We start from the raw sequence: 23,236 nt of genomic DNA, 5'->3' as shown, positions 1-23,236 counted from the left end.
GGTGTAACAGTAACATTGACGAAACCAGATGGTTCAACAATGACAACTAAGACTGGTAAAGACGGTAAATATTTATTCACTGGATTAGAAAATGGAGAATACACAGTTAAATTCAGTGAATTACCAGAAGGATATGAGCCGACGAAAACGCAAGTGGGCGATGCTAAATTAGACTCAAACGGCTTAGAATCGAAAGTAACGATTAACAATGCAAATGATTATTCAGTAGACTTAGGTATTGTGAAGCCAGAAGTAGAACCACCAAAAGTAGAAGCAACATTTAACTTAGGTGACAAAGTTTGGGAAGACCTCAACAAAGATGGTATCCAAAACTCAAATGAGCCAGGAATCGGTGGCGTAAAAGTAACGTTAACTAAAGAAGACGGTACTACAGTAACGACAACAACAGATGAGAACGGTAACTACAAGTTTACAGAACTTCCAAACGGTAAATACACAGTAACGTTTGAAACACCTGAAGGCTATGAGCCAACGAAAGAAAAAGTAGGCGACTATACATTAGATTCAGACGGTAAAACAGTTGAAGTCGTGATCGAGAACAAAGATGACATGACAATCGACTCAGGATTCCACAAGCCAGAAGAAGTAGAACCACCGAAAGTAGAAGCAACATTTAACTTAGGTGATAAAGTTTGGGAAGACCTCAACAAAGACGGTATCCAAAACTCAAATGAGCCAGGTATTGCTGGTGTGAAAGTAACGTTAACTAAAGAAGACGGTACTACAGTAGAAACAACAACAGACGAGAATGGTAACTACAAGTTTACAGAACTTCCAAACGGTAAATACACAGTAACGTTCGAAACACCTGAAGGCTATGAGCCAACGAAAGAAAAAGTAGGCGACTATACATTAGATTCAGACGGCAAAACAGTTGAAGTCGTGATCGAAAATAAAGACGATATGACAATCGACTCAGGATTCCACAAACCAGAAGAAGTAGAACCACCAAAAGTAGAAGCAACATTCAACCTTGGTGATAAAGTTTGGGAAGACCTCAACAAAGACGGAATCCAAAACTCAAATGAACCAGGAATCGGCGGCGTAAAAGTAACGTTAACTAAAGAAGACGGTACTACAGTAGAAACAACAACAGACGAGAATGGTAACTACAAGTTTACAGAACTTCCAAACGGTAAATACACAGTAACATTTGAAACACCTGAAGGTTATGAGCCAACGAAAGAAAAAGTAGGCGACTATACATTAGATTCAGACGGTAAAACAGTTGAAGTTGTGATCGACAACAAAGATGACATGACAATCGACTCAGGATTCCATAAGCCAGAAGAAGTAGAACCACCAAAAGTAGAAGCAACATTCAACCTTGGTGATAAAGTTTGGGAAGACTTAAACAAAGACGGTATCCAAAACTCAAATGAACCAGGAATCGGTGGCGTAAAAGTAACGTTAACTAAAGAAGACGGTACTACAGTAACGACAACAACAGATGAAAATGGTAACTACAAATTCACAGAACTTCCAAATGGTGAATATACAGTAACGTTCGAAACACCAGAAGGATTTGAACCAACAAAATCAAATGTTGGACATGATGCATTGGATTCAGATGGTCAAACAGTGAAAGTCATCATCGACAACAAAGACGATATGACAATTGACTCTGGTTTCCATAAACCGACACCAGAACAACCAGAAAATCCAACACCAGAAGTGCCGGAACAACCGGGTAACCCAGAGAACCCAACACCAGAAGTGCCGGAACAACCGGGTAACCCAGAAAATCCAACACCAGAAGTGCCAGAACAACCAGGTAACCCAGAAAATCCAACACCAGAAGTGCCGGAACAACCAGGTAACCCAAGTCCATCAATGCCTAAGACACCGATGAACACAGGGGCTCATGTAGACAAGTCACACAACCCATCACCAAAACATGAAGCCAAAGCTTTACCTGAAACTGGTGAAACATCAACAAATCAAGCACCATTATTAGGCGGATTACTTGCAACATTAGGTGCATTATTCGTTGTAGGTCGTCGTAAAAAACAAAAAGATCAATAATAAAAAGTAAATATTGATGTAAGAGGCTTAGAATGTCACAATTCTAGGTCTCTTTTTTAATGAGAGGGCGAACTTCAAGCATGATAATGAAGGTTGCGTCTTATCCAATGAAAAGTAGCCAAACGCTATTTAATCGAAGTGAGTAGAGAAGTGAAGTTATAATCAATTCGCCATATAAAGAAAAAGTGGTTTTAATATTTTTGCAGTAAGAACAATAAAAAACACATGTCGAAATTAAAAGTTTTCAACATGTGCCTTTTCAATTAGAGTGACATAAGCTTTTCTTCTTGACGAATACGCACGAACAAGAAGTAAGCGTATGGAATGAGTAAGATGGATGTGTATGTCGCATGTGTAAGTAACAGCACACCGATTAATTCTGGAATGATATTTAAATAATAGTTCGGATGCTTCGTAATTCGGTATAGTCCAGAACGGATGATAGGATGATCTGGTAAAATATACAGTTTCAATGTCCAAATCGGTCCTAAAGTTTTAATCACATGGAATAATACGAGGTAAGCAAGAATAAGAATGATAAGTCCTACAGTATTCACCAAACTCCATGTGTCATGGTTCAATAATGTTTCGATAGCCGCCCCAACATAAATTAAAATATGTGTGATTGCAAGCCATTTTGAGTTCTTTTCACCGTAAGCTTGCGCACCTTGTTGTACGAGCTGCTTCGAATGTTTAATAGAAATGGCAAGACTAACTAGTCGAATAATAAAGAAAATCAGTAAAATAACAAAAGCCATTGTGTGCCTCCCAATTAAGTAATGTTGATTCATCCTTTTTATTTTATAGTTTAATATTTACAATTGCTATTAACTAATTATTAAATATATAGATTTTAAACGAGTGATTTCTATAATGTCAGTGATTTAAAATTTTGATTTATAAAAAGATATTATAAATTTACAGTTAAGCATAAAAATAATACAGTTAGGCAAAAATCAAAATGGTTGAGATGTTGATTTGTTATATTAATAGTGTGATAAACAAAATTTAAGGAGGAATACAATTGCAGAAATTTAATAAACGTAACACTTTCGCACTGAGAAAACTAACGATGGGTGTCTCTTCCATTATGATTGCATCTGGTTTGTTTATGTTAGCGGGGCAAGATGGACAAGCAGCTGAAAACGGTAAATCTCATGACGCACAAGTAGCAGCACTGCAACAAGATGCATCACATACACAGCCAAAAGAAGCGACCGAAGCACCTAGTCCTAGCGATTCAACCTCTTTGAATGAAAATCCTGAAACTAGCGAGGCACCTTTAGCCAAGCAACCATCAACACAGCCTATCCCTTCTGATAATTCAGCACCTACAGCTAAACCTACAGAAGTCGATAATGAAAAAGCACCGGACACGCTTCCTCAAACACCACCAACTACTGAACAGAAAAAGCAAAATAGTGAAGCAACGCCAACAAAAAAAGCAGATTCACAAACAGTACCAGCGCAAAAACCAGAGTTAGACCCAGAGTTTTCAGTAGTTGACCGTCAAGATAAAGATAAAAAGCAAGAGGAACAAGCCAAACCAGCACAAAAACCAGAGTTAGACCCAGAGTTTTCAGTAGTTGATCGTCAAGATAAAGATAAAAAGCAAGAGGAACAAGCCAAACCAGCGCAAAAACCAGAGTTAGACCCAGAGTTTTCAGTAGTTGATCGTCAACATAAAGATAAAAATACAAAAAAGGAAACAGAACAGAAACCTAAAGCGACAGAAGCGCCAAAAAAAGATGCTCAATCAAAACCAGCTGATAAAACTAAAAAAGTCGTTGCACCACGTTCAAAAGCAACAGCCCAACCTGCACGTACTACATCTCATGGGCAAACGCAAACGACATCAGCACCAACGATAGCGGATAAAGTCAAATCACTTGTTAAAGACAAGTTTATTAATAGAGATCCTATTATTTTTGTACACGGCTTTTCTGGTTTAGTAGGTGACAATGCGCCTAAAGGTTCGAACTATTGGGGTGGATCGAAATATAAAATGATTGAAGAACTTCGCAATGCGGGTTACAACGTATTTGAAGCAAGTGTGAGTGCATTTGGTAGTAACTGGGATCGTGCCGCTGAGTTATATTCTTACATAAAAGGTGGCATTGTCGATTACGGTGCGGCTCACGCTACAAAATACGGACATGAGCGTTATGGTAAAACCTACGAAGGAATTTTACCAAATTGGCACCCGGGTCAAAGAATTCATTTAGTCGGTCATAGCATGGGTGGCCAAACAATTCGCCTTTTAGAACAGTTATTACGCAACGGAGATCCAGAAGAAATTGCTTATCAAAGAGAGCATGGTGGCACAATAAGTGAACTCTTCCAAGGAAATCATGACAAAATGATCACTTCAATTACGACAATTGCGACACCACATGATGGCACAGTGGCTTCGGATGATTTAGGAAATACAGAAATTATTAAACGTGTGTTATATGAGTACAATATCTTTGCTGGACGTAAAGGTCAAAAAATTGACTATGGTTTAAAACAGTGGGGATTAGAGCAACGAGAAGGGGAAACTTATGCTGAATATGCGAAACGTGTGAGCAATAGTCCATTGTTTACGTCTCAAGATACAGCATTGTATGACTTAACACGTGAAGGTGCGAAAAAACTGAATGCACGCGTTGATTTGAACCCTGATATTTATTATAAATCTTATACAGGTTCTGCGACATATGAAACAATCTTTGGTACACAAATTGCAGATCCGTATATGAATATCGCCCACGTCTTAACAGGGGACTTAATTGGGATGACAGATGATCCGGCATGGAGAGAAAATGATGGTCTCGTGTCAGTCGTTTCATCACAACACCCTGAAGATGAAGCGTTTGAAAATGTCGACTTTAATGCACCTGCAGTTAAAGGAATCTGGCAAGTGACACCAACATTAAAGGGTTGGGATCATACAGACTTTACAGGTCAAGATGCATTAGACTGGCATCGCAGTGGGGCAGAATTACAAAACTTTTACCATTCTTTAGTAGAAGATTTAGTCCGTAAAGAACAAGTTTAGCCCAATAAAAAAGCCCAACATCTCTATCGTAGAAATGTCGGGCTTTTTGCATGCTTTAATATTCGATATTTGGTGCTTTATTCACGTGTTCTTGATAACGTTTTAAAGCAACAAAAGCTGCAGTGAGTACAGTTGCAACGACTAATAATTTTTTCATACTAGCAACTCCTTTACTCGTAGTAGTTTAATTCTAAGTCTTTAGAAGTTTGTTGACGTGTTTTTCTCATTAAGTCAGCATCTTCAATTAATGATTTACCGTAAGAAGGAATCATTTTTTGTAATTTTGGTGTCCATTCAGACTCGTATTCAGCGAAGTTACGCTCTAATACTTCAAGCGCTACAGATACTGATGTAGAAGCCCCTGGTGATTCACCAAGTAATGCGATAACAGTGTGGTCTTGTGAGTTAACCACTTCTGTACCGAATTGAATGAACCCTTTACCGTATTCTTTAGTGTCTTTGATGACTTGAACACGTTTACCAGCAGTGTATAATTCCCAATCTTGATCTTTTGCTTCAGGGTAGAACGTACGTAAGTGGTTCATACAACCTTCTTTAGTCATTAAGATTTGGTCGATTGAGTATTTAATTAATGGTAAGTTTTTCACTGCTGCCGCAAGTAAAGTTGTAATGTTATATGGTTTTACAGATTTGAATAAATCTAAGTTTGAACCATTTTTTAAGAATTTAGGGCCAATGCTTGCGAAAGGTCCGAATAATAATGCTTTACGGCCATTGATGTAACGTGTATCCAAGTGAGGTACAGTCATTGGAGGTGTACCTGGTGGCTCTTTACCGTATACTTTCACACCGTGTTCTTCGATAACATCTGGGTTTGTACACATTAAGAATTGTCCTGTAATAGGGAAACCACCTAAATGTTTACTTTCAGGGATACCTGTTTTTTGTAACAATGGAATCGCACCGCCACCTGCACCGATGAAGATGTAGTCAGCAAGTTGAACTTGTGATTCGCCTGTATTACGGTTAACCACTGTCACTTCCCATTTACCGTCTTTACGACGATTGAAGTCTCTCACTTCATGGTTGTAGTGCACGTCTGCATTTTTATGTTTTTCGATACTTTTCGCCATTTTACGTGTTAATTCACCAAAGTTAACGTCAGTACCTTCGTCAATTTTACTTGCAGCCATGATGTCGCTCGCGCTACGGCCTTGCATCATCAATGGCATCCATTTTCTCATCACTTCAATATCTTCAGTGTATTCGATATTGTCGAACATTGGGAAGTCTTTCATTTTGTTGTAACGATCTTTTAAGAACTGAACGTTATTTTTACCACGTACGAAACTGATGTGTGGAAGAGGATTGATGAAATCTTTTGGTGAATCAATGTTTTTACTTTTAACAAGATAGCTCCAAAATTGTTTTGAGATTTCGAATTCCTCGTTAATCTCTTTTGCTTTTTCGATATCGATTGAACCGTCTGGCTGTTTCACCGTGTAGTTCAATTCGCATAGTGCAGCGTGACCCGTACCGGCATTGTGACGCTCGTTTGAACTTTCAACACCTGGACTATCTAAACGCTCATATAATTTAAGATTCCATTCAGGTTCTAAATCTTTAATCATTGAAGCGAAAGTCGTACTAAGCACACCGGCACCAATAATGACAATGTCTTTTGGTTCTGATTGTGTTGGCATAATACATAATCACCTTTCATTTTGTAAATTGCGGAATATGATAGAAATCAAGTCCTTTATATCACTTCAAACATAATTATAATACATTTTCTATACTAACAAAAATGAATGACTCAAATGAGAAAGGAATGTCATCACTTTGTAAAAAACATGCACACAAAATGATGAGTCATCATACTTCGCGTTACTACATTAATAATAACCCGTATTAAAGGAGTGAATCAATGGTTTTTATAAATAATTTAAGAGGTTTTTAAAATTATAAAAAAGAAAATAAACAGATGTTAAATAAATAGGACTCATAGAATACGAAATTAAAATTGAAATACAGCGCTAAGACAGTGAATATGTCATTTTAAAATTCAAGCAGATTCTCCCTTATCTCCCACTTCAAATTGAACAACTTGAATATTTTTTGTTTTAGTTGCAAAAACTTCAAGGCTACTAATTTTATTAAATTACTTATCAATTAGATAGATGTAAATTCCAACCAATGATTTCAATAGGATATTACAAACAAAAGAACCTTAAGTTAAGGCGTTTCCTCTTATCAATTTTCCTTATTTTTTATTTATACAAAAAACCAATAAGTCAAATAAATCATAAATTTAATCGAAGAAAAATCAAATGATGAAATACGTTATATATGAAACAAAGTAATGATTAAAATTAAGTTGCGCAAATTGTAAAATCGTATTATTATCAAATAATGCAGCGGTGACATGTTTGGATTTAAAGGAAATTTATGATATGGGAGTTTTGCAATGACAAGAAAATTTAGGGAATTAAAAAAGAGTTTAAGTGAAGAAAAAGCAAGAGTGAAACTTTACAAGTCAGGTAAAAACTGGGTTCAAGCTAGTATTAAAGAGTTTCAATTATTAAAAGCTTTAGGTTTACCCTTTTTAAGCCGTGACATTGTAAAAGATGAAAACGGAGAAGTCACTACACAATTCGGTGACAAGTTGAAAAAGAACGCAATACGAACAACAGCCATTGCTGGAGGTATGTTCACCGTCAATATGCTACATGATCAACATGCGTTTGCCGCATCAGATGCACCGATTACATCTGAATTAGCAACTAAGAGTCAAACAATTGGTGATCAAACGTCTGTAGCAATTGAAAAATCAACGTCAACAGAAAATCAAAGTACGAGTGTTGTAGAAAGTGAAATTGAGCAAGGATCAGAGAGTGCAACAGCAAGTGAAGAACAAGCAAGTACTTCAACTTCAGAATCTGAATCAGAGTCTAAATCATTAAGCACTTCAACTTCAGAGTCAACGTCACTTTCAACTTCGGCTTCAGTATCTGATGAGTCAGAAAAGAGTAAAGAAAAAGATTCTACATCTACTGAGCATCAAGAAAGTACATCAACACATCATGAATCAAATGCATCAACAGAAAAACAAACAAGTCATGCAATTGAACCATCAAGTACTTCAGAGGATACGCATCAATCCTTAAGTGCGACATCCTTAGTAAAATTAGATTCTGCAACTCCAAACAATGTTCATTTACCACTGCACGGTTCGACAGTTCAACTTGCTTATACGGTTTTCAGAGCTGCAGGTGAGGCACCAGCGGCTACAAAATCATACACTGGTAGCGGTAGAGATAATGATGGCACACCTATCTATTACAAATTAGATGTAACAGGTGATGGCTCAAATTTAATCTTTAAATACACTGTGACATATGACAATCCGAATACAGCAAACGTTGAACAACCAAGAATTTCGAATACTAGAAAATCGATTAAAAACACATTTGATAATTCTATCACTGTTTTACGTTTAGGTAGTGCCTTTGGTTCTCCAACTAAAGTTACACAAGGTATTACGTCACCTGCACACGGTAACTTTGAAGGTAAAACGACACTAACGAATATGCTTGGTGTTCATGGAAGTGGTTACAACTGGATTCACGCTGATATGACGCAACCACAAGCAAAAGCAGGTAAAGGTTTGACTGCGACATTTAAAGTGCCAGTTCGTAATTTGAATGGTGATCGTACATGGTCATTTAGACCTATTGGTACAGAAGCGTTAACTCCGGGACAAGGTGGATACAACTTCTTTGAAACAACACTACTTAGTGGGAAAGATCCGTATGTTGAAGCGTTAAAAGAATATAAGAAGTCAGTTTCGATTTCGAAAAGTGAATCTACTTCTGCATCTGAGTCTACGTCGACTTCTAATAAGCAAAGTAAATCAATTGCTAAAGCACATTCTAACAATCCGAAACATAATAAGAAGCCGAAGCATCCTAAGAAACCGAAGCACCCTACAAAGCCGAAGCATCCTAAGAAACCAGTACATCCTAAACCGCCACATAACGGTAGTCATACGACAAATATAAATTCAAATACTGGTGCAAACAGCCATACACTGAATGCGAGAGATAGCGCTAATTCTTATAATAAGTCCAAGTCTATTTCTTATAGTTTAGTAGTTTCACATTTTAATTATGCGAACTCAGTTAACGCATCTTTGGCAAAATCTAACAAATTGGCTGGTTCGAAAAGTGTATCAACTGTTAAATCAAAAAATTCAGTTGCTATGTCTAAACACAACTCGAAAGAACTAAAGAAAAGTATTAGTCGATCAAAAAGCAAATCGCTACGTGCATCTAAATCGACAAGTACTTCGATTTCAGAATCTGAATCATTGAGTTTATCAACAAGTATTTCAAATTCGAAATCAGAGTCAACGAGTACATCAACAAGCACGTCAGTTTCTGATTCAGAATCACTGAGTCGTTTAAGCCAAAATAGTGGAAGCCAGTCAAATCCTTCAGGTACATCGATAGCGTCTACAAATTCAGGTTCAGCTACATCAGGAAATTCAAATGGTGCAACAGCAGGATCGCAGTCAAATGGAAGTACGAGCACGCACTCGACAAGCACGAATAAGAAATCAAATACTGGTAAGCACAAAAAATCGAATAATGGCAAACATAAGAAATCGAATACAGGTAAGCCTAAAAAGTCGAATAAACACAAGCCTAAAAAGTCACTGACACCAAAACAGAAAAAGTCGTTGAGTACATCGAAAAGTGAGTCATTAAGCACATCGACATCGATTTCAGTAAGCGAGTCAAACAGTACCTCAACATCGATAAGTGATTCGAACAGTGCAAGTACATCGACATCAAATTCAACCTCAACATCAAGAGGGAATTCAAACAGTACAGTAGCAGGATCACAATCAACGAGTACACAAGTATCAAATAGTACATCAACATCGACATCAGTGAGCAATTCGAATAGTGCAAGTGCATCAACATCGACTTCTGTAAGTAATTCGAATAGTACAAGTGCATCAACATCGACTTCTGTAAGCAATTCGAGCAGTACAAGTGCATCGTCATCAGCTTCAACTTCAACAAGTCAGTCGAATAGCATGAGTGCGTCGACTTCAAACTCTGATTCACATACATCAGGAAATTCAAACGGTGCAACAGCAGGATCGCAGTCAAATGGAAGTACGAGCACGCACTCGACAAGCACGAATAAGAAATCAAATACTGGTAAGCACAAAAAATCGAATAATGGCAAACATAAGAAATCAAATAATGGTAAGCCTAAAAAGTCGAATAAACACAAGCCTAAAAAGTCACTGACACCAAAACAGAAAAAGTCGTTGAGTACATCGAAAAGTGAGTCATTAAGCACATCGACATCGATTTCAGTAAGCGAGTCAAATAGTACATCAACATCGATAAGTGATTCGAACAGTGCAAGTACATCGACATCAGTATCAACTTCAGAGTCGACATCAACTTCAACGAGCAACTCGAATAGCACGTCAACTTCAGTGTCGAATTCAGAGTCAGTATCAACAGTGAAGTCAGCGTCAGAGAGTACGAAGAAATCACAAAGTATTTCAACATCAGTAAGTGAATCGAATAGTGCAAGTACGTCAACTTCAACTTCAACATCGACGTCAACATCATTAAGCAATTCGAATAGTACATCAACAAGTAAGTCGTTAAGTGCGTCAACTAGTACATCAATTTCAGATTCAGAATCACTTAGTCGTCAAAAGAGCGCAAGAGAATCAGAAAGCATCAGTACGAAAAAGTCGCAATCAGAAAGTACGAAGAAATCACAAAGTACGTCAACATCAGTAAGTGAATCGAATAGTGCAAGTTCATCAACGTCAACATCAGTAAGTGAATCGAATAGTGCAAGTTCATCAACGTCGACTTCGGTAAGTAACTCGAATAGCACGTCGACATCTGTATCAAATTCAGAATCAACATCGACAGTGAAGTCACAGTCAGAAAGCACTAAAAAATCAAAAGCAGCAAGCACTAAGAAGTCAAAAGCGGCAAGTACTAAGAAGTCAAAGGCAGCAAGTACTAAGAAATCAAAAGCAGTAAGTACTGAAAAATCAAGAAGTATAAGTACAGAGGCGTCAAATAGTACATCAGCGTCAGTAAGTGAGTCGGATAGTGCAAGCACATCGACGTCGACTTCGGTGAGTAACTCGAATAGCACGTCGACATCTGTATCAAATTCAGAGTCAGTATCAACAGTGAAGTCAGCGTCAGAGAGCACGAAGAAATCGCAAGTAGCTAGTACGAAGAAGTCACAGTCGGAAAGCACGAAGAAATCACAAAGTACATCAACATCAGTAAGTGAATCGAATAGCGCAAGTACGTCAACGTCAACTTCAACATCGACGTCAACATCAGTAAGTAATTCGAATAGCACGTCGACATCTGTATCAAATTCAGAATCAGCTTCGACAGTGAAGTCACAGTCAGAAAGCACGAAGAAATCGCAAGTAGCTAGTACGAAGAAGTCACAGTCGGAAAGCACGAAGAAATCACAAAGTACATCAACATCAGTAAGTGAATCGAATAGCGCAAGTACGTCAACGTCAACTTCAACATCGACGTCAACATCAGTAAGTAATTCGAATAGCACGTCGACATCTGTATCAAATTCAGAATCAGCTTCGACAGTGAAGTCACAGTCAGAAAGCACGAAGAAATCGCAAGTAGCTAGTACGAAGAAGTCACAGTCGGAAAGCACGAAGAAATCACAAAGTACATCAACATCAGTAAGTGAATCGAATAGCGCAAGTACGTCAACGTCAACTTCAACATCGACTTCAACATCAGTAAGCAATTCGAATAGCACGTCGACATCTGTATCAAATTCAGAATCAGCTTCGACAGTGAAGTCACAGTCAGAAAGTACGAAGAAATCGCAAGTAGCTAGTACGAAGAAGTCACAGTCAGAAAGCACGAAAAAATCACAAAGTACATCAACATCAGTAAGTGAATCGAATAGCGCGAGCACGTCAACGTCAACTTCAACATCGACTTCAACATCAGTAAGCAATTCGAATAGTACGTCGACATCAGTTTCGGATTCAGAATCAACATCGACAGTTAACTCACAGTCGGAAAGTACAGAAGCATCACAAAGTACATCGACGTCAGTAAGCGAATCGAATAGTACATCGACATCAGTTTCGGATTCAGAATCAACATCGACAGTAAATTCAGAGTCAGAAAGCACTAAGAAGTCACAAGCAGCAAGTACGAAGAAGTCAAAAACAGCAAGTACAAGAAAGTCGAAAGCTGCAAGTACGAAGAAATCAAAAGCAGCAAGTACGCGTGCATCACAAAGTACATCAACTGAGAAATCACAAAGTATAAGTACAGTGGAGTCACAATCTGCTAGTACGGAAGCCTCAGAAAGTACATCGACATCAACATCAGCAAGTGAGTCGACAAGTACGTCTGAATCATTGGCTAAGTCAGAATCAGTGTCAACTGATAAGTCAACAAGTGCGTCAACATCGACATCAACGAGTGAATCTGACAGCACATCGGCATCAGAAAGTGCATCAATTTCAGCACAAGGATCATTAGACGAATCGCAAAGTGAGTCACTAAGTAAAGTGCAATCTACTAAATCTTCAGCTAGTACATCGACATCAATTAGCAAATCGAATAGTACGTCTGAATCAGTAGTTAAGTCCGAGTCTGTATCAACAGATAAGTCAGCGAGTGCATCGACATCAACATCAGTAAGCGACTCTACAAGTGCGTCAGGCTCAGTAGTGAAGTCTGAATCAGTATCAGCTGATAAGTCAGCAAGTGCGTCAACGTCAACATCAGTAAGCGAGTCGACAAGTACGTCTGAATCAGTAGAGAACTCAGAATCAGTATCAACAGATAAATCAGAAAGTACATCGACATCAGTAAGCGAATCGAATAGCACGTCAGAGTCATTATCTGTAGTGAAGTCGCAGTCAGAAAGCACTAAAAAATCAAAAGCAGCAAGCACTAAGAAGTCAAAAACGGCAAGTACAAGAAAGTCGAAAGCTGCAAGTACGAAGAAATCAAAAGCAGCAAGTACGCGTGCATCACAAAGTACATCGACATCAGTAAGCCAATCGACAAGCGCAAGTACGTCAACATCAGTTTCAGAGTCAACATCGACATCAGTAAGCAATTCGAATAGCACATCGACATCAGCATCGGATTCAGAGTCATTATCTGTAGTGAAGTCACAAAGTACAAGTACAGTGGAATCTCAATCAGCGAGTACAGAAGCATCACAAAGTACATCGACATCAGTAAGTGAGTCAAATAGTGCATCGACATCGGTAAGCGAATCGAATAGTGCATCTGAATCAGTAGCTAAATCAGAGTCAGCATCAACAGAAAAATCAGTGAGTGCATCAACATCGACATCCGTAAGCGAGTCAAACAGTACATCCGAATCGTTAGCGAAATCTGAATCAGCATCAACTGAAAAGTCGGCAAGCGCTTCAACATCAACATCAGTGAGTGAGTCGACAAGCACGTCCGAATCGTTAGCTAAATCTGAATCGGCATCAACAGAAAAATCAGCGAGCGCGTCGACATCGACATCAGTGAGTGAGTCGACAAGTGCATCCGAATCGTTAGCTAAATCTGAATCAGCATCGACTGAAAAATCAGTGAGCGCGTCGACATCGACATCGGTAAGCGAGTCGACAAGTACGTCCGAATCGGTAGCGAAATCCGAGTCAGTATCGACTGAAAAATCAGTAAGCGCGTCGACATCAACATCAGTAAGCGAGTCGGATAGTGCAAGTACATCAACATCGACTTCAGAGTCAACATCAGCCGTGAAATCCGAGTCGGAAAGCACTAAGAAGTCACAGGCAGCAAGCACTAAAAAATCAAAAGCAGCAAGCACAAGAAAGTCGAAAGCAGCAAGTACTAAGAAATCAAAGGCAGCTAGTACGCGTGCATCACAAAGTACATCGACATCAGTAAGCGAGTCGAATAGTGCGTCAGAGTCAGTAGTGAAATCTGAATCAGTATCGACTGAAAAATCAGTAAGCGCGTCGACATCAACATCAGTAAGCGAGTCAAACAGCGCATCTGAATCAGTAGCTAAATCTGAATCAGCATCAACTGAAAAATCAGAAAGCGCGTCAACATCGATATCGGTAAGCGAATCGGTAAGTGCATCCGAATCGGTAGCTAAGTCCGAGTCAGCATCGACTGAAAAATCAGTGAGCGCGTCGGCATCGACATCGGTGAGTGAGTCGAATAGTGCGTCCGAATCAGTGGTGAAATCCGAATCAGCATCAACTGAGAAATCGGCAAGTACATCAACATCGACATCAGCAAGTGAGTCGAACAGCGCATCCGAATCAGTAGCGAAATCTGAGTCAGCATCAACATCGACATCAGTGAGTGAGTCAAACAGCGCATCTGAATCGGTAGCGAAATCCGAATCAGCATCGACTGAAAAATCAGCGAGCGTATCGACGTCAACATCGGCAAGTGAATCTGATAGTGCATCGGCATCAGAAAGTACGTCAATCGTAGCTCAAGGATCATTGAATGAATCAGAAAGTGAGTCGTTGAGTAAAGTACAATCTACTCGTTCTTCTGAAAGTACATCTGTATCAGTAAGCAAATCGACAAGCACATCAACATCGGTAAGCGAGTCGAATAGTGCATCTGAATCAGTAGTGAAATCCGAATCAGCATCAACTGAGAAGTCGGCAAGTACATCAACATCGACATCAGTAAGCGAATCGAATAGCGTGTCCGAATCGGTAGCGAAGTCCGAGTCAGAATCGACTGAAAAATCAGTGAGCGCGTCGACATCGACATCAGTGAGCGAGTCAAATAGCGCATCCGAATCGGTAGTTAAATCTGAATCAGCATCGACATCAACATCAGTAAGCGAATCGGTAAGTGCATCCGAATCAGTAGCTAAATCTGAGTCAGCATCGACTGAAAAATCAGTGAGCGCGTCGACATCGACATCGGTGAGTGAGTCGAATAGTGCATCCGAATCAGTGGTGAAATCCGAATCAGCATCAACTGAGAAATCAGCGAGCGCGTCAACATCGACATCAGTGAGCGAATCAAATAGTGAGTCAGAATCGGTAGCGAAATCTGAGTCAGCATCAACTGAAAAATCAGCAAGCGCGTCAACATCGACATCAGTAAGCAAGTCGACAAGTGAGTCAGAATCGGTAGCGAAATCTGAATCAGCATCGACTGAAAAATCAGCAAGTGCTTCAACATCAACATCAGTAAGCGAGTCGACAAGTGAGTCAGAATCGACTGAAAAATCAGTAAGCGCGTCGACATCGACATCAGTGAGTGAGTCAAACAGCGCATCTGAATCGGTAGCTAAGTCCGAGTCAGCATCGACTGAAAAATCAGTGAGCGCGTCGACATCAACATCAGTGAGCGAATCGGTAAGTGCATCCGAATCAGTAGCTAAGTCCGAGTCAACATCAACTGAAAAATCGGCAAGTACATCAACATCGACATCAGTAAGCGAGTCGAATAGTGCATCTGAATCGGTAGCTAAGTCCGAGTCAGCATCAACTGAGAAATCAACAAGCGCGTCAACATCAACATCAGTAAGTGAATCGAATAGCACATCTGAATCGGTAGCGAAATCTGAATCGGCATCAACAGAAAAATCAGTGAGCGCGTCGACATCGACATCGACATCAGTGAGCGAATCGGTAAGTGCATCCGAATCAGTAGCTAAGTCCGAGTCAGCATCAACTGAAAAGTCGGCAAGTACATCGACATCGACATCAGTAAGCGAGTCGAATAGTGCATCTGAATCAGTAGCTAAGTCCGAGTCAGTATCAACTGAAAAATCAGCGAGCGCTTCAACGTCAACATCAGTAAGCGAATCGAATAGCGTGTCAGAATCGTTAGCGAAATCTGAATCAACATCAACTGAGAAGTCGGCAAGTACATCAACATCGACATCAGTAAGCGAGTCGAATAGTGCATCTGAATCAGTAGCTAAATCTGAGTCAGCATCGACTGAAAAATCAGCGAGCGTATCGACGTCAACATCATCAAGTGAATCTGATAGTGTATCGGCATCAGAAAGTACGTCAATCGTAGCTCAAGGATCATTGAATGAATCAGAAAGTGAGTCGTTGAGTAAAGTACAATCTACTCGATCTTCTGAAAGTACATCTGTATCAGTAAGCAAGTCGAATAGTGCATCTGAATCAGTAGTGAAATCCGAATCAGCATCAACTGAGAAGTCGGCAAGCACATCAACATCGATATCAGTGAGTGAGTCAAACAGCGTATCTGAATCGGTAGCGAAATCCGAATCAGTATCGACTGAAAAATCAGTGAGCGCGTCGACATCGACATCGGTAAGCGAGTCAAATAGCGCATCCGAATCGGTAGCGAAATCTGAGTCAGCATCGACTGAAAAATCAGTGAGCGCGTCGACATCGACATCAGTAAGCGAATCGAATAGCGTGTCCGAATCGGTAGCTAAGTCCGAGTCAGTATCAACTGAAAAATCGACAAGCGCGTCAACATCAGTGAGTGAGTCGACAAGTGCATCCGAATCGGTAGCGAAATCTGAATCAGCATCAACTGAGAAATCAGCGAGTGCATCGACATCAACATCGGCAAGTGAATCTGATAGTGCATCGGCATCAGAAAGTACGTCAATCGTAGCTCAAGGATCATTGAATGAATCAGAAAGTGAGTCGTTGAGTAAAGTACAATCTACTCGATCTTCTGAAAGTACATCTGTATCAGTAAGCAAGTCGACAAGTGAGTTTGAATCGGTAGCTAAGTCCGAGTCAGTATCAACTGAAAAATCGACAAGCGCGTCAACATCAGTGAGTGAGTCGACAAGTGAGTCAGAATCAGTAGTGAAATCTGAATCGGCATCAACAGAAAAATCAGTGAGTGCATCGACATCAACATCAGTAAGCGAATCGGTAAGTGCATCCGAATCGGTAACGAAATCTGAGTCAGCATCAACTGAAAAATCAGCGAGTGCATCAACATCGACATCAGTAAGCGAGTCGACAAGTGCGTCAGAATCGGTAGCGAAATCTGAGTCAGCATCAACTGAAAAATCGACAAGCGCGTCGACATCGACATCAGTAAGCGAATCGAATAGTGCATCCGAATCAGTAGCTAAATCTGAGTCAGCATCAACTGAGAAGTCGGCAAGTACATCGACGTCAACATCAGTGAGTGAATCTGATAGTGCATCGGCATCAGAAAGTACGTCAATCGTAGCTCAAGGATCATTGAATGAATCAGAAAGTGAGTCGTTGAGTAAAGTACAATCTACTCGTTCTTCTGAAAGTACATCTGTATCAGCAAGCAAATCGACAAGCACATCAACATCGGTAAGCGAGTCAAATAGTGCATCCGAATCGGTAGCGAAATCTGAATCAGCATCGACCGAAAAATCAGTGAGCGAGTCAAATAGTGCATCCGAATCAGTAGCGAAGTCCGAGTCAGCATCAACTAAAAAATCAGTGAGTGCATCAACATCAATATCAGCAAGCGAGTCGAACAGCGCATCTGAATCAGTAGCGAAGTCCGAGTCAGTATCAACTGAAAAATCAGAAAGTACGTCAACATCGACAAGTATTTCTGTATCATTGTCTAAAGCAAATTCATCACAATCTGGAAATGATAAAAGCGACTCAGCATCAACAAGCTACTCTATCGCAAAATCGATGAGCACATCAGCAAGCGAATCAGAAAGTGCAGAGAGTCATGCTATTTCAGCGTCAATCAGTACGGAAGATTCTGTAAATACGTCAACAAGTGCGTCAACGTCAACATTGAATTCAGAATCAAATTCAGTATCGACATCAACAAGTGAATCAGTGAGTACATCTACATCAGAGAGTGATTCGATGTCATCTGCACAGTCTGAAAGTGTATCACATGCATCAAGCTCGGCAAGTGTATCTCAATCTAATAGTGCATCTGAAGTAGTGTCAAACAGTGTGTCTGAATCAAACAGTCAATCTGTATCAGTGCAGCACTCTGTAGAAAAATCACAATCTGTATCAGCTGCGCAATCTGACGCATCTGTGTCAACGAGCGCATCTCATTCAGCATCGACATCGAAGTCAGCAAGTGTGTCTACATCAGTGAGTACATCGAAATCCGAATCAAGTTCGACATCTAAGTCTGTTGCACAATCATTATCTGAATCAGCATCAACAAGTCTTGATGAGGCTATTGCTAAGTCGATGACACCAGATGAATCGAAATCAGCAAGTATTTCAACAACAGGTTCTCAATCATTGAGTGCAGCAAAATCGTCTAGTATGTCAACATCGATATCAAATGTAGTGAGTGCGTCTGAGTCAACATCAGCGAGTCTGTCAACATCTGAAAATGATGAAGCAAGTACATCAGCATCGTCTAGTATAGAAGCATCAACATCAACTTCGATTGCACAGTCTGAAAGTGTGGCAAAAGATTCTACTCAAAGTCAGACATCTGAAGAATCTACGTCAATCAGTCAATTGAATTCTGTAAATGTATCAGAGAGTGATTCGGCATCAACAAGCACGTTAGATTCAGCAAGTACATCAGCGTCAACATCTAAAGTAGCATCATTGTCAGCAAGTGCTTTGAACTCTGAACATGCATCAGACAGTACATCAGCGTCAGTGAGTGATCAGGCATCAAGCAGTATGTCTGCATCAGTATCAGCGTCTGTAAGTGCGTCAGAAAATGCAGAATCTACTTCGAAATCAAGAAGTGCATCTGAATCAGCATCAAATTCTGAATCAGAAAGTACGTCTATGTCTGAAGAAGCATCAACGTCTGCATCGAAATCAATGAGTCAATCACAAGTAGAAAGTGCATCTGTAAGTACGGCAGATTCTATTGCGCAGTCTGAAAGTGTGATTCATGCATCGAACTCTGCATCTCAATCATTGTCAACATCAAAATCTGTTGCAAATAGCGAATCAGAGTCTGCATCGACATCGGCAAGTACTTCAGAAGTTGATCGAACAGTAGCATCAAACAGTGAATCAGAGCGTCGTTCGACATCATTCTCGACTTCGATGAGTGTATCTCAAGTTGATCAATCAGTAAGTCAATCGGAATCAACATCTATATCTACTTCAATCAGTAATGAAGATTCGGTGTTAATTTCAATGAGTTATTCAGCATCGACAAGTACAGATGCGTCGACAAGCACATCAGAATCAGTAAGTACAGATCATGAAAATAGTAAGTCTGATTCAGCATCAACATCATTGGAGAAAGCTTCGACTGAAGAAAGTGCGTCAAAATCAGAAAGTACTCAAGTTTCTGAGTCTGACTCAACATCGAGAAGTACTGCGATGTCGACAAGAAGTTCTCTTCAAGCTTCAGTGAGAACAAGTATGAATGATTCTCAACGTGAGTCAACTGTTGTTCGAGATTCTATTAATGAGGGTTCTCGTTCTGAAAGTCGCCACAATGAATCATTGAGTATCAGAGCGTCTGAAAGTAAGTCAGAATCAGTAAGTGCGTCAATGTCAAAATCAGATTCAATTGAAACATCTGACACAATTAGAACAGATTCTACGGATTCCGCATCCGAATCTAGAAGTTTACTTGATAATAAACTCACATCACTTAGCATTGAAGTTGTAAAGAGTACAAATAACTCTGAACAGGCATCTGTAGGAGTGTCAACTTTACAATCATTATCAAGAAGTGAAACTAAATCTGAATTCATATCAGAGGAAAATTCTGTAGTATATAGTAATAACGAATCTAGACGTGAATCTAATTCGATTTTAAGATCAAATGTATTATCTGAGAGAGAAGTAAGTCTTTCTAGATCGACAAGTTTATCGCAAGTACAATCTGATTCAAAATCAATGAGTGCAGCACAATCAGAAAGTGTATCAATCAGTGAATCGAAATCAGAAAGTGCTATTAAATCGGAAAGTGCGTCCGCATCAACATCAACTTCTGAATCTGTATCAATCAGTGCAAACAGATCAGGTATTAACTCAAGAAATATTTCAACGTTAGCAAGTGAAGAAGCATCAGAAAGCACATCAACATCGATTGCAAAATCTACATCAATGTCGAGTGCATCAACATCTGAAAGTCAATCTGTTTCAGCGTCAGAATCTGCTTCAACTGTAGCATCGACATCTACTAAAGATTCAGAAAGCACATCAACATCAATCAGTGTTGATAAGTCAAATAGTACAGCGACATCTATTAATGCGTCTGAACAAACATCAGCAAGTGATTCAACGTCAACGAGCGAATTCACAAGTGCGTCATTGTCAACAAGTGAATCAGCATCAAGAAGTGCTTCAGAATCATTAGCTGACTCGACAAAAGCGTCAACAAGTAAGTCGACTGAAACAAGCACGTCTGTGTCAAATTCAACTGTAGCATCACAAACGGCAAGTGATTCCGAATCTACTAGTACTGTAGCAAGTGAATCTGAATCAACAGAACAATCGACATCTGCATCAACAAGTACGTCGAATTCTGAAGTGTCAGCTAAATCTCATAGTACGTCAGCGTCAGAATCAGATTCGATCTCGTTATTAAGAAGCGCTGCGCAATCAACAAGTGCATCGGATTCAGTGTCAATAAGAAAATCAGTATCAGCAAGTGAATCAGTAGTTGCTTCAACTTCGATATCAACATCGAAAGTAGCATCAGATTCAGTGAGTGTATCCGAATCAACTTCAACAGCGAAATCAACTTCTGAAAGTGATTCAGCATCAGTGAAACAGTCAGCAAGTATGGCTAGTGATTCTACATCAGCATCGACAAGTAAGTCTGAGAGTGAAGCAGCATCAACATCAACTTCAAAAATGAAATCAGATTCGTTGTCAACATCTGTATCTGAATCACAATCGTTGTCAACTGTGAAATCAGATAGTGTGTCGGCATCAGAAAGTGCATCAGAATCAGAAGTCGCGTCATTAAGCGAATCAACAAGCATCGTTGAAAGTCAATCGAAGTCAAATAGCCTAATTGCAAGCGCATCACTATCAGCATCAACATCAGCAAGTGAATCAGCAAGCACATCAGAGTCAACTTCGATATCAAATAGTGATTCAGCAAGTGTGTCGACATCAACGCATGCATCAGAAAGCACATCGACAAGTGAAAGTGCAAGCGCATCAATGTCAACATCAAATAGCGAATCCACATCTGAATCTGTAGAAGCGTCTACAAGCGCATCAATTTCTGATAGTCAATCAACGTCTACAGTGAAATCAGAATCAGTATCGACATCAGAATCAGTATCTCAATCTGAATCACTTGTGAAATCAAACAGTGTGTCTGCATCTGAAAGTACATCACAATCAGAATCGGCATCATTGAGCGAATCAACAAGCATCGTTGAAAGTCAATCGAAGTCAAATAGCTTAATTGCAAGTGCATCATTGTCAACATCTATATCGACAAGTGAATCAGCAAGCATATCAGAATCAACTTCGACATCAATCAGTAATTCAGAGAGTGTATCAGAATCAGTAGTTGCGTCAACAAGCACATCAACAAGTGAAAGTGCAAGTGCATCGGTATCAACATCTGAATCTATAAAAGCATCAGAATCAGCATCAATGTCTGAGAGTGATTCAGTGAGTGCTTCAACGTCGGAAAGTCTGTCTAATTCGACAAGTGCGTCTGTAAGTACAAACGAATCTGTTAGCGCATCGGTAAGTGCATCAGAATCAGCAAGTACTTCAGTAGAGAAATCAGAAAGCGTATCTGAAAGTGAATCAGTGTCAGCATCTGAATCTATGAAAGCATCAGAATCAGTATCAACATCTGTAAGTCAATCAGAAGCAGAATCGACATCAGCATCATTAAGCGAATCATTGTCAATGAGTGACTTGATGAGTGAGATCACATCAGGAGCGAAATCAACTTATGAATCATTAAGTACATCGGCTTCAAATAGTGCGTCGGTAAGTATTTCAATGTCAGTAAGTGAATCTGATTCAACAAGTGCATCAGTAAGCACTAGTGATTCAATGAATGCATCAACAAGCATGTCAGAATCAGCAAGTACGTCATTAGTAGCATCAGAAAGCGTATCTGAAAGTGCATCATTGTCAGCGTCTGAATCTACGAAAGCATCAATGTCAGCATCAATGTCTGAAAGCGAATTGACATCAGTATCATTAAGCGAATCATCGTCAATGAGTGACTTGATGAGTGAAATCACGTCAGGAGCGAAATCAACTTATGAGTCATTAAGTGCATCAGCTTCGAACAGTGATTCAGCGAGTGCTTCAACATCAGTAAGCCTGTCTGATTCGACTAGTACGTCAGTAAGTGCAAGCGATTCAGTGAGTGCATCAGTAAGCACAAGTGATTCAATAAACGCATCAACAAGCATGTCAGAATCAGCAAGTACGTCATTAGTAGCATCAGAAAGCGTATCAGTGTCAGCATCTGAATCTACGAAAGTATCAGAATCAGAATCAACATCTGCATCATTAAGTGAATCATCGTCAATGAGTGATTTGATGAGTGAAATTACGTCAGGAGCGAAATCAACTTATGAGTCATTAAGTGCATCAGCTTCGAACAGTGATTCAGTGAGTGTTTCGATTTCAATGAGTGCGTCTGATTCAACAAGTACGTCAGTAAGCACGAGTGATTCGATGAGCGCATCAACAAGTACGTCAGTAGTAGCATCAGAAAATGTATCTGAAAGTGAATCAGTGTCAGCATCTGAATCTACGGAAGCTTCAGAATCATTAAGCGAATCAATGAGTGACTTAATGAGCGAAATCACATCGGGAGCAAAATCAACTTATGAATCATTAAGTACGTCGGCTTCTAACAGTGAGTCAACGAGTGCTTCGACTTCAGTAAGTCTGTCAGATTCGACAAGTTCATCAGTAAGTGCAAGCGATTCAGTGAGTGCATCAACAATAGAATCAGCATCAGCATCAACGTCTGAAAGTGAATCAACATCTGCATCATTAAGTGAATCATCGTCAGTGAGTGACTTGATGAGTGAGATCACATCAGGAGCGAAATCAACTTATGAGTCATTAAGTGGATCAGCAGCGAATAGTGGATCGATGAATGGTTCTCATTCAATGAATGCATCAGAATCAACAAGTGCATTAGTGAGTACAAGTGAATCAAACAGTATCGCGAAGGAAGTAAGTCAATTCTTTAGTAACCTTACATCGGGAGA

General features: G+C 39.7%; 6 protein-coding genes. 3 read left to right on the top strand and 3 right to left on the bottom strand.

What is annotated here, in order from left to right; all coding sequences use genetic code 11:
- Positions 1–2,046 (top strand): SdrD B-like domain-containing protein (locus tag CCE82_RS11790; protein WP_119184415.1); only part of this gene is annotated, 2,046 nt, incomplete at its 5' end.
- A gap of 263 nt (positions 2,047–2,309) precedes the next feature.
- Here CCE82_RS11790 and CCE82_RS11785 read toward each other — a convergent pair.
- Positions 2,310–2,804, bottom strand: coding sequence for an isoprenylcysteine carboxyl methyltransferase family protein (locus CCE82_RS11785; protein ID WP_119184414.1), 495 nt, complete (start codon positions 2,802–2,804; stop codon positions 2,310–2,312).
- A 266-nt stretch (positions 2,805–3,070) separates the two neighbouring features.
- Here CCE82_RS11785 and lip point away from each other — a divergent pair, with 266 nt between their 5' ends.
- Positions 3,071–5,086, top strand: coding sequence for a YSIRK-targeted triacylglycerol lipase (lip, locus tag CCE82_RS11780; RefSeq protein ID WP_086429553.1), 2,016 nt, complete (start codon positions 3,071–3,073; stop codon positions 5,084–5,086).
- A gap of 55 nt (positions 5,087–5,141) precedes the next feature.
- On the opposite strand, the gene CCE82_RS11775 is transcribed toward lip, so the two are convergent.
- Positions 5,142–5,243: an SE2200 family small protein gene (locus CCE82_RS11775; protein ID WP_019169745.1), complete on the bottom strand. Its 102-nt coding sequence runs from the start codon at positions 5,241–5,243 to the stop codon at positions 5,142–5,144.
- A gap of 13 nt (positions 5,244–5,256) precedes the next feature.
- On the bottom strand, positions 5,257–6,750 hold the full coding sequence (gene lqo, locus CCE82_RS11770) for an L-lactate dehydrogenase (quinone) (RefSeq protein WP_086429552.1): 1,494 nt from the start codon (positions 6,748–6,750) through the stop codon (positions 5,257–5,259).
- Between the two features lie 764 nt (positions 6,751–7,514).
- On the opposite strand from lqo, the gene CCE82_RS12985 reads away from it, so the two are divergent.
- The coding region (locus CCE82_RS12985) for a KxYKxGKxW signal peptide domain-containing protein (protein ID WP_159454539.1) at positions 7,515–23,236 on the top strand (15,722 nt) is incomplete at its 3' end.

The sequence above is a fragment of the Staphylococcus cornubiensis genome (assembly GCF_900183575.1).
Taxonomy (GTDB): Bacteria; Bacillota; Bacilli; order Staphylococcales; family Staphylococcaceae; genus Staphylococcus; species Staphylococcus cornubiensis.
The sequence above is the reverse complement of the archived record's forward strand: the minus strand, read 5'-3'. Positions and strand labels throughout refer to the sequence as shown.

Excerpts from the sequence above, each read along its gene's own strand:
- CCE82_RS11775 (WP_019169745.1), bottom strand. The coding sequence starts at position 5,243 with ATGAAAAAATTATTAGTCGTTGCAACTGTACTCACTGCAGCTTTTGTT.
- lqo (WP_086429552.1), bottom strand. The coding sequence starts at position 6,750 with ATGCCAACACAATCAGAACCAAAAGACATTGTCATTATTGGTGCCGGT.
- CCE82_RS11785 (WP_119184414.1), bottom strand. The coding sequence starts at position 2,804 with ATGGCTTTTGTTATTTTACTGATTTTCTTTATTATTCGACTAGTTAGT.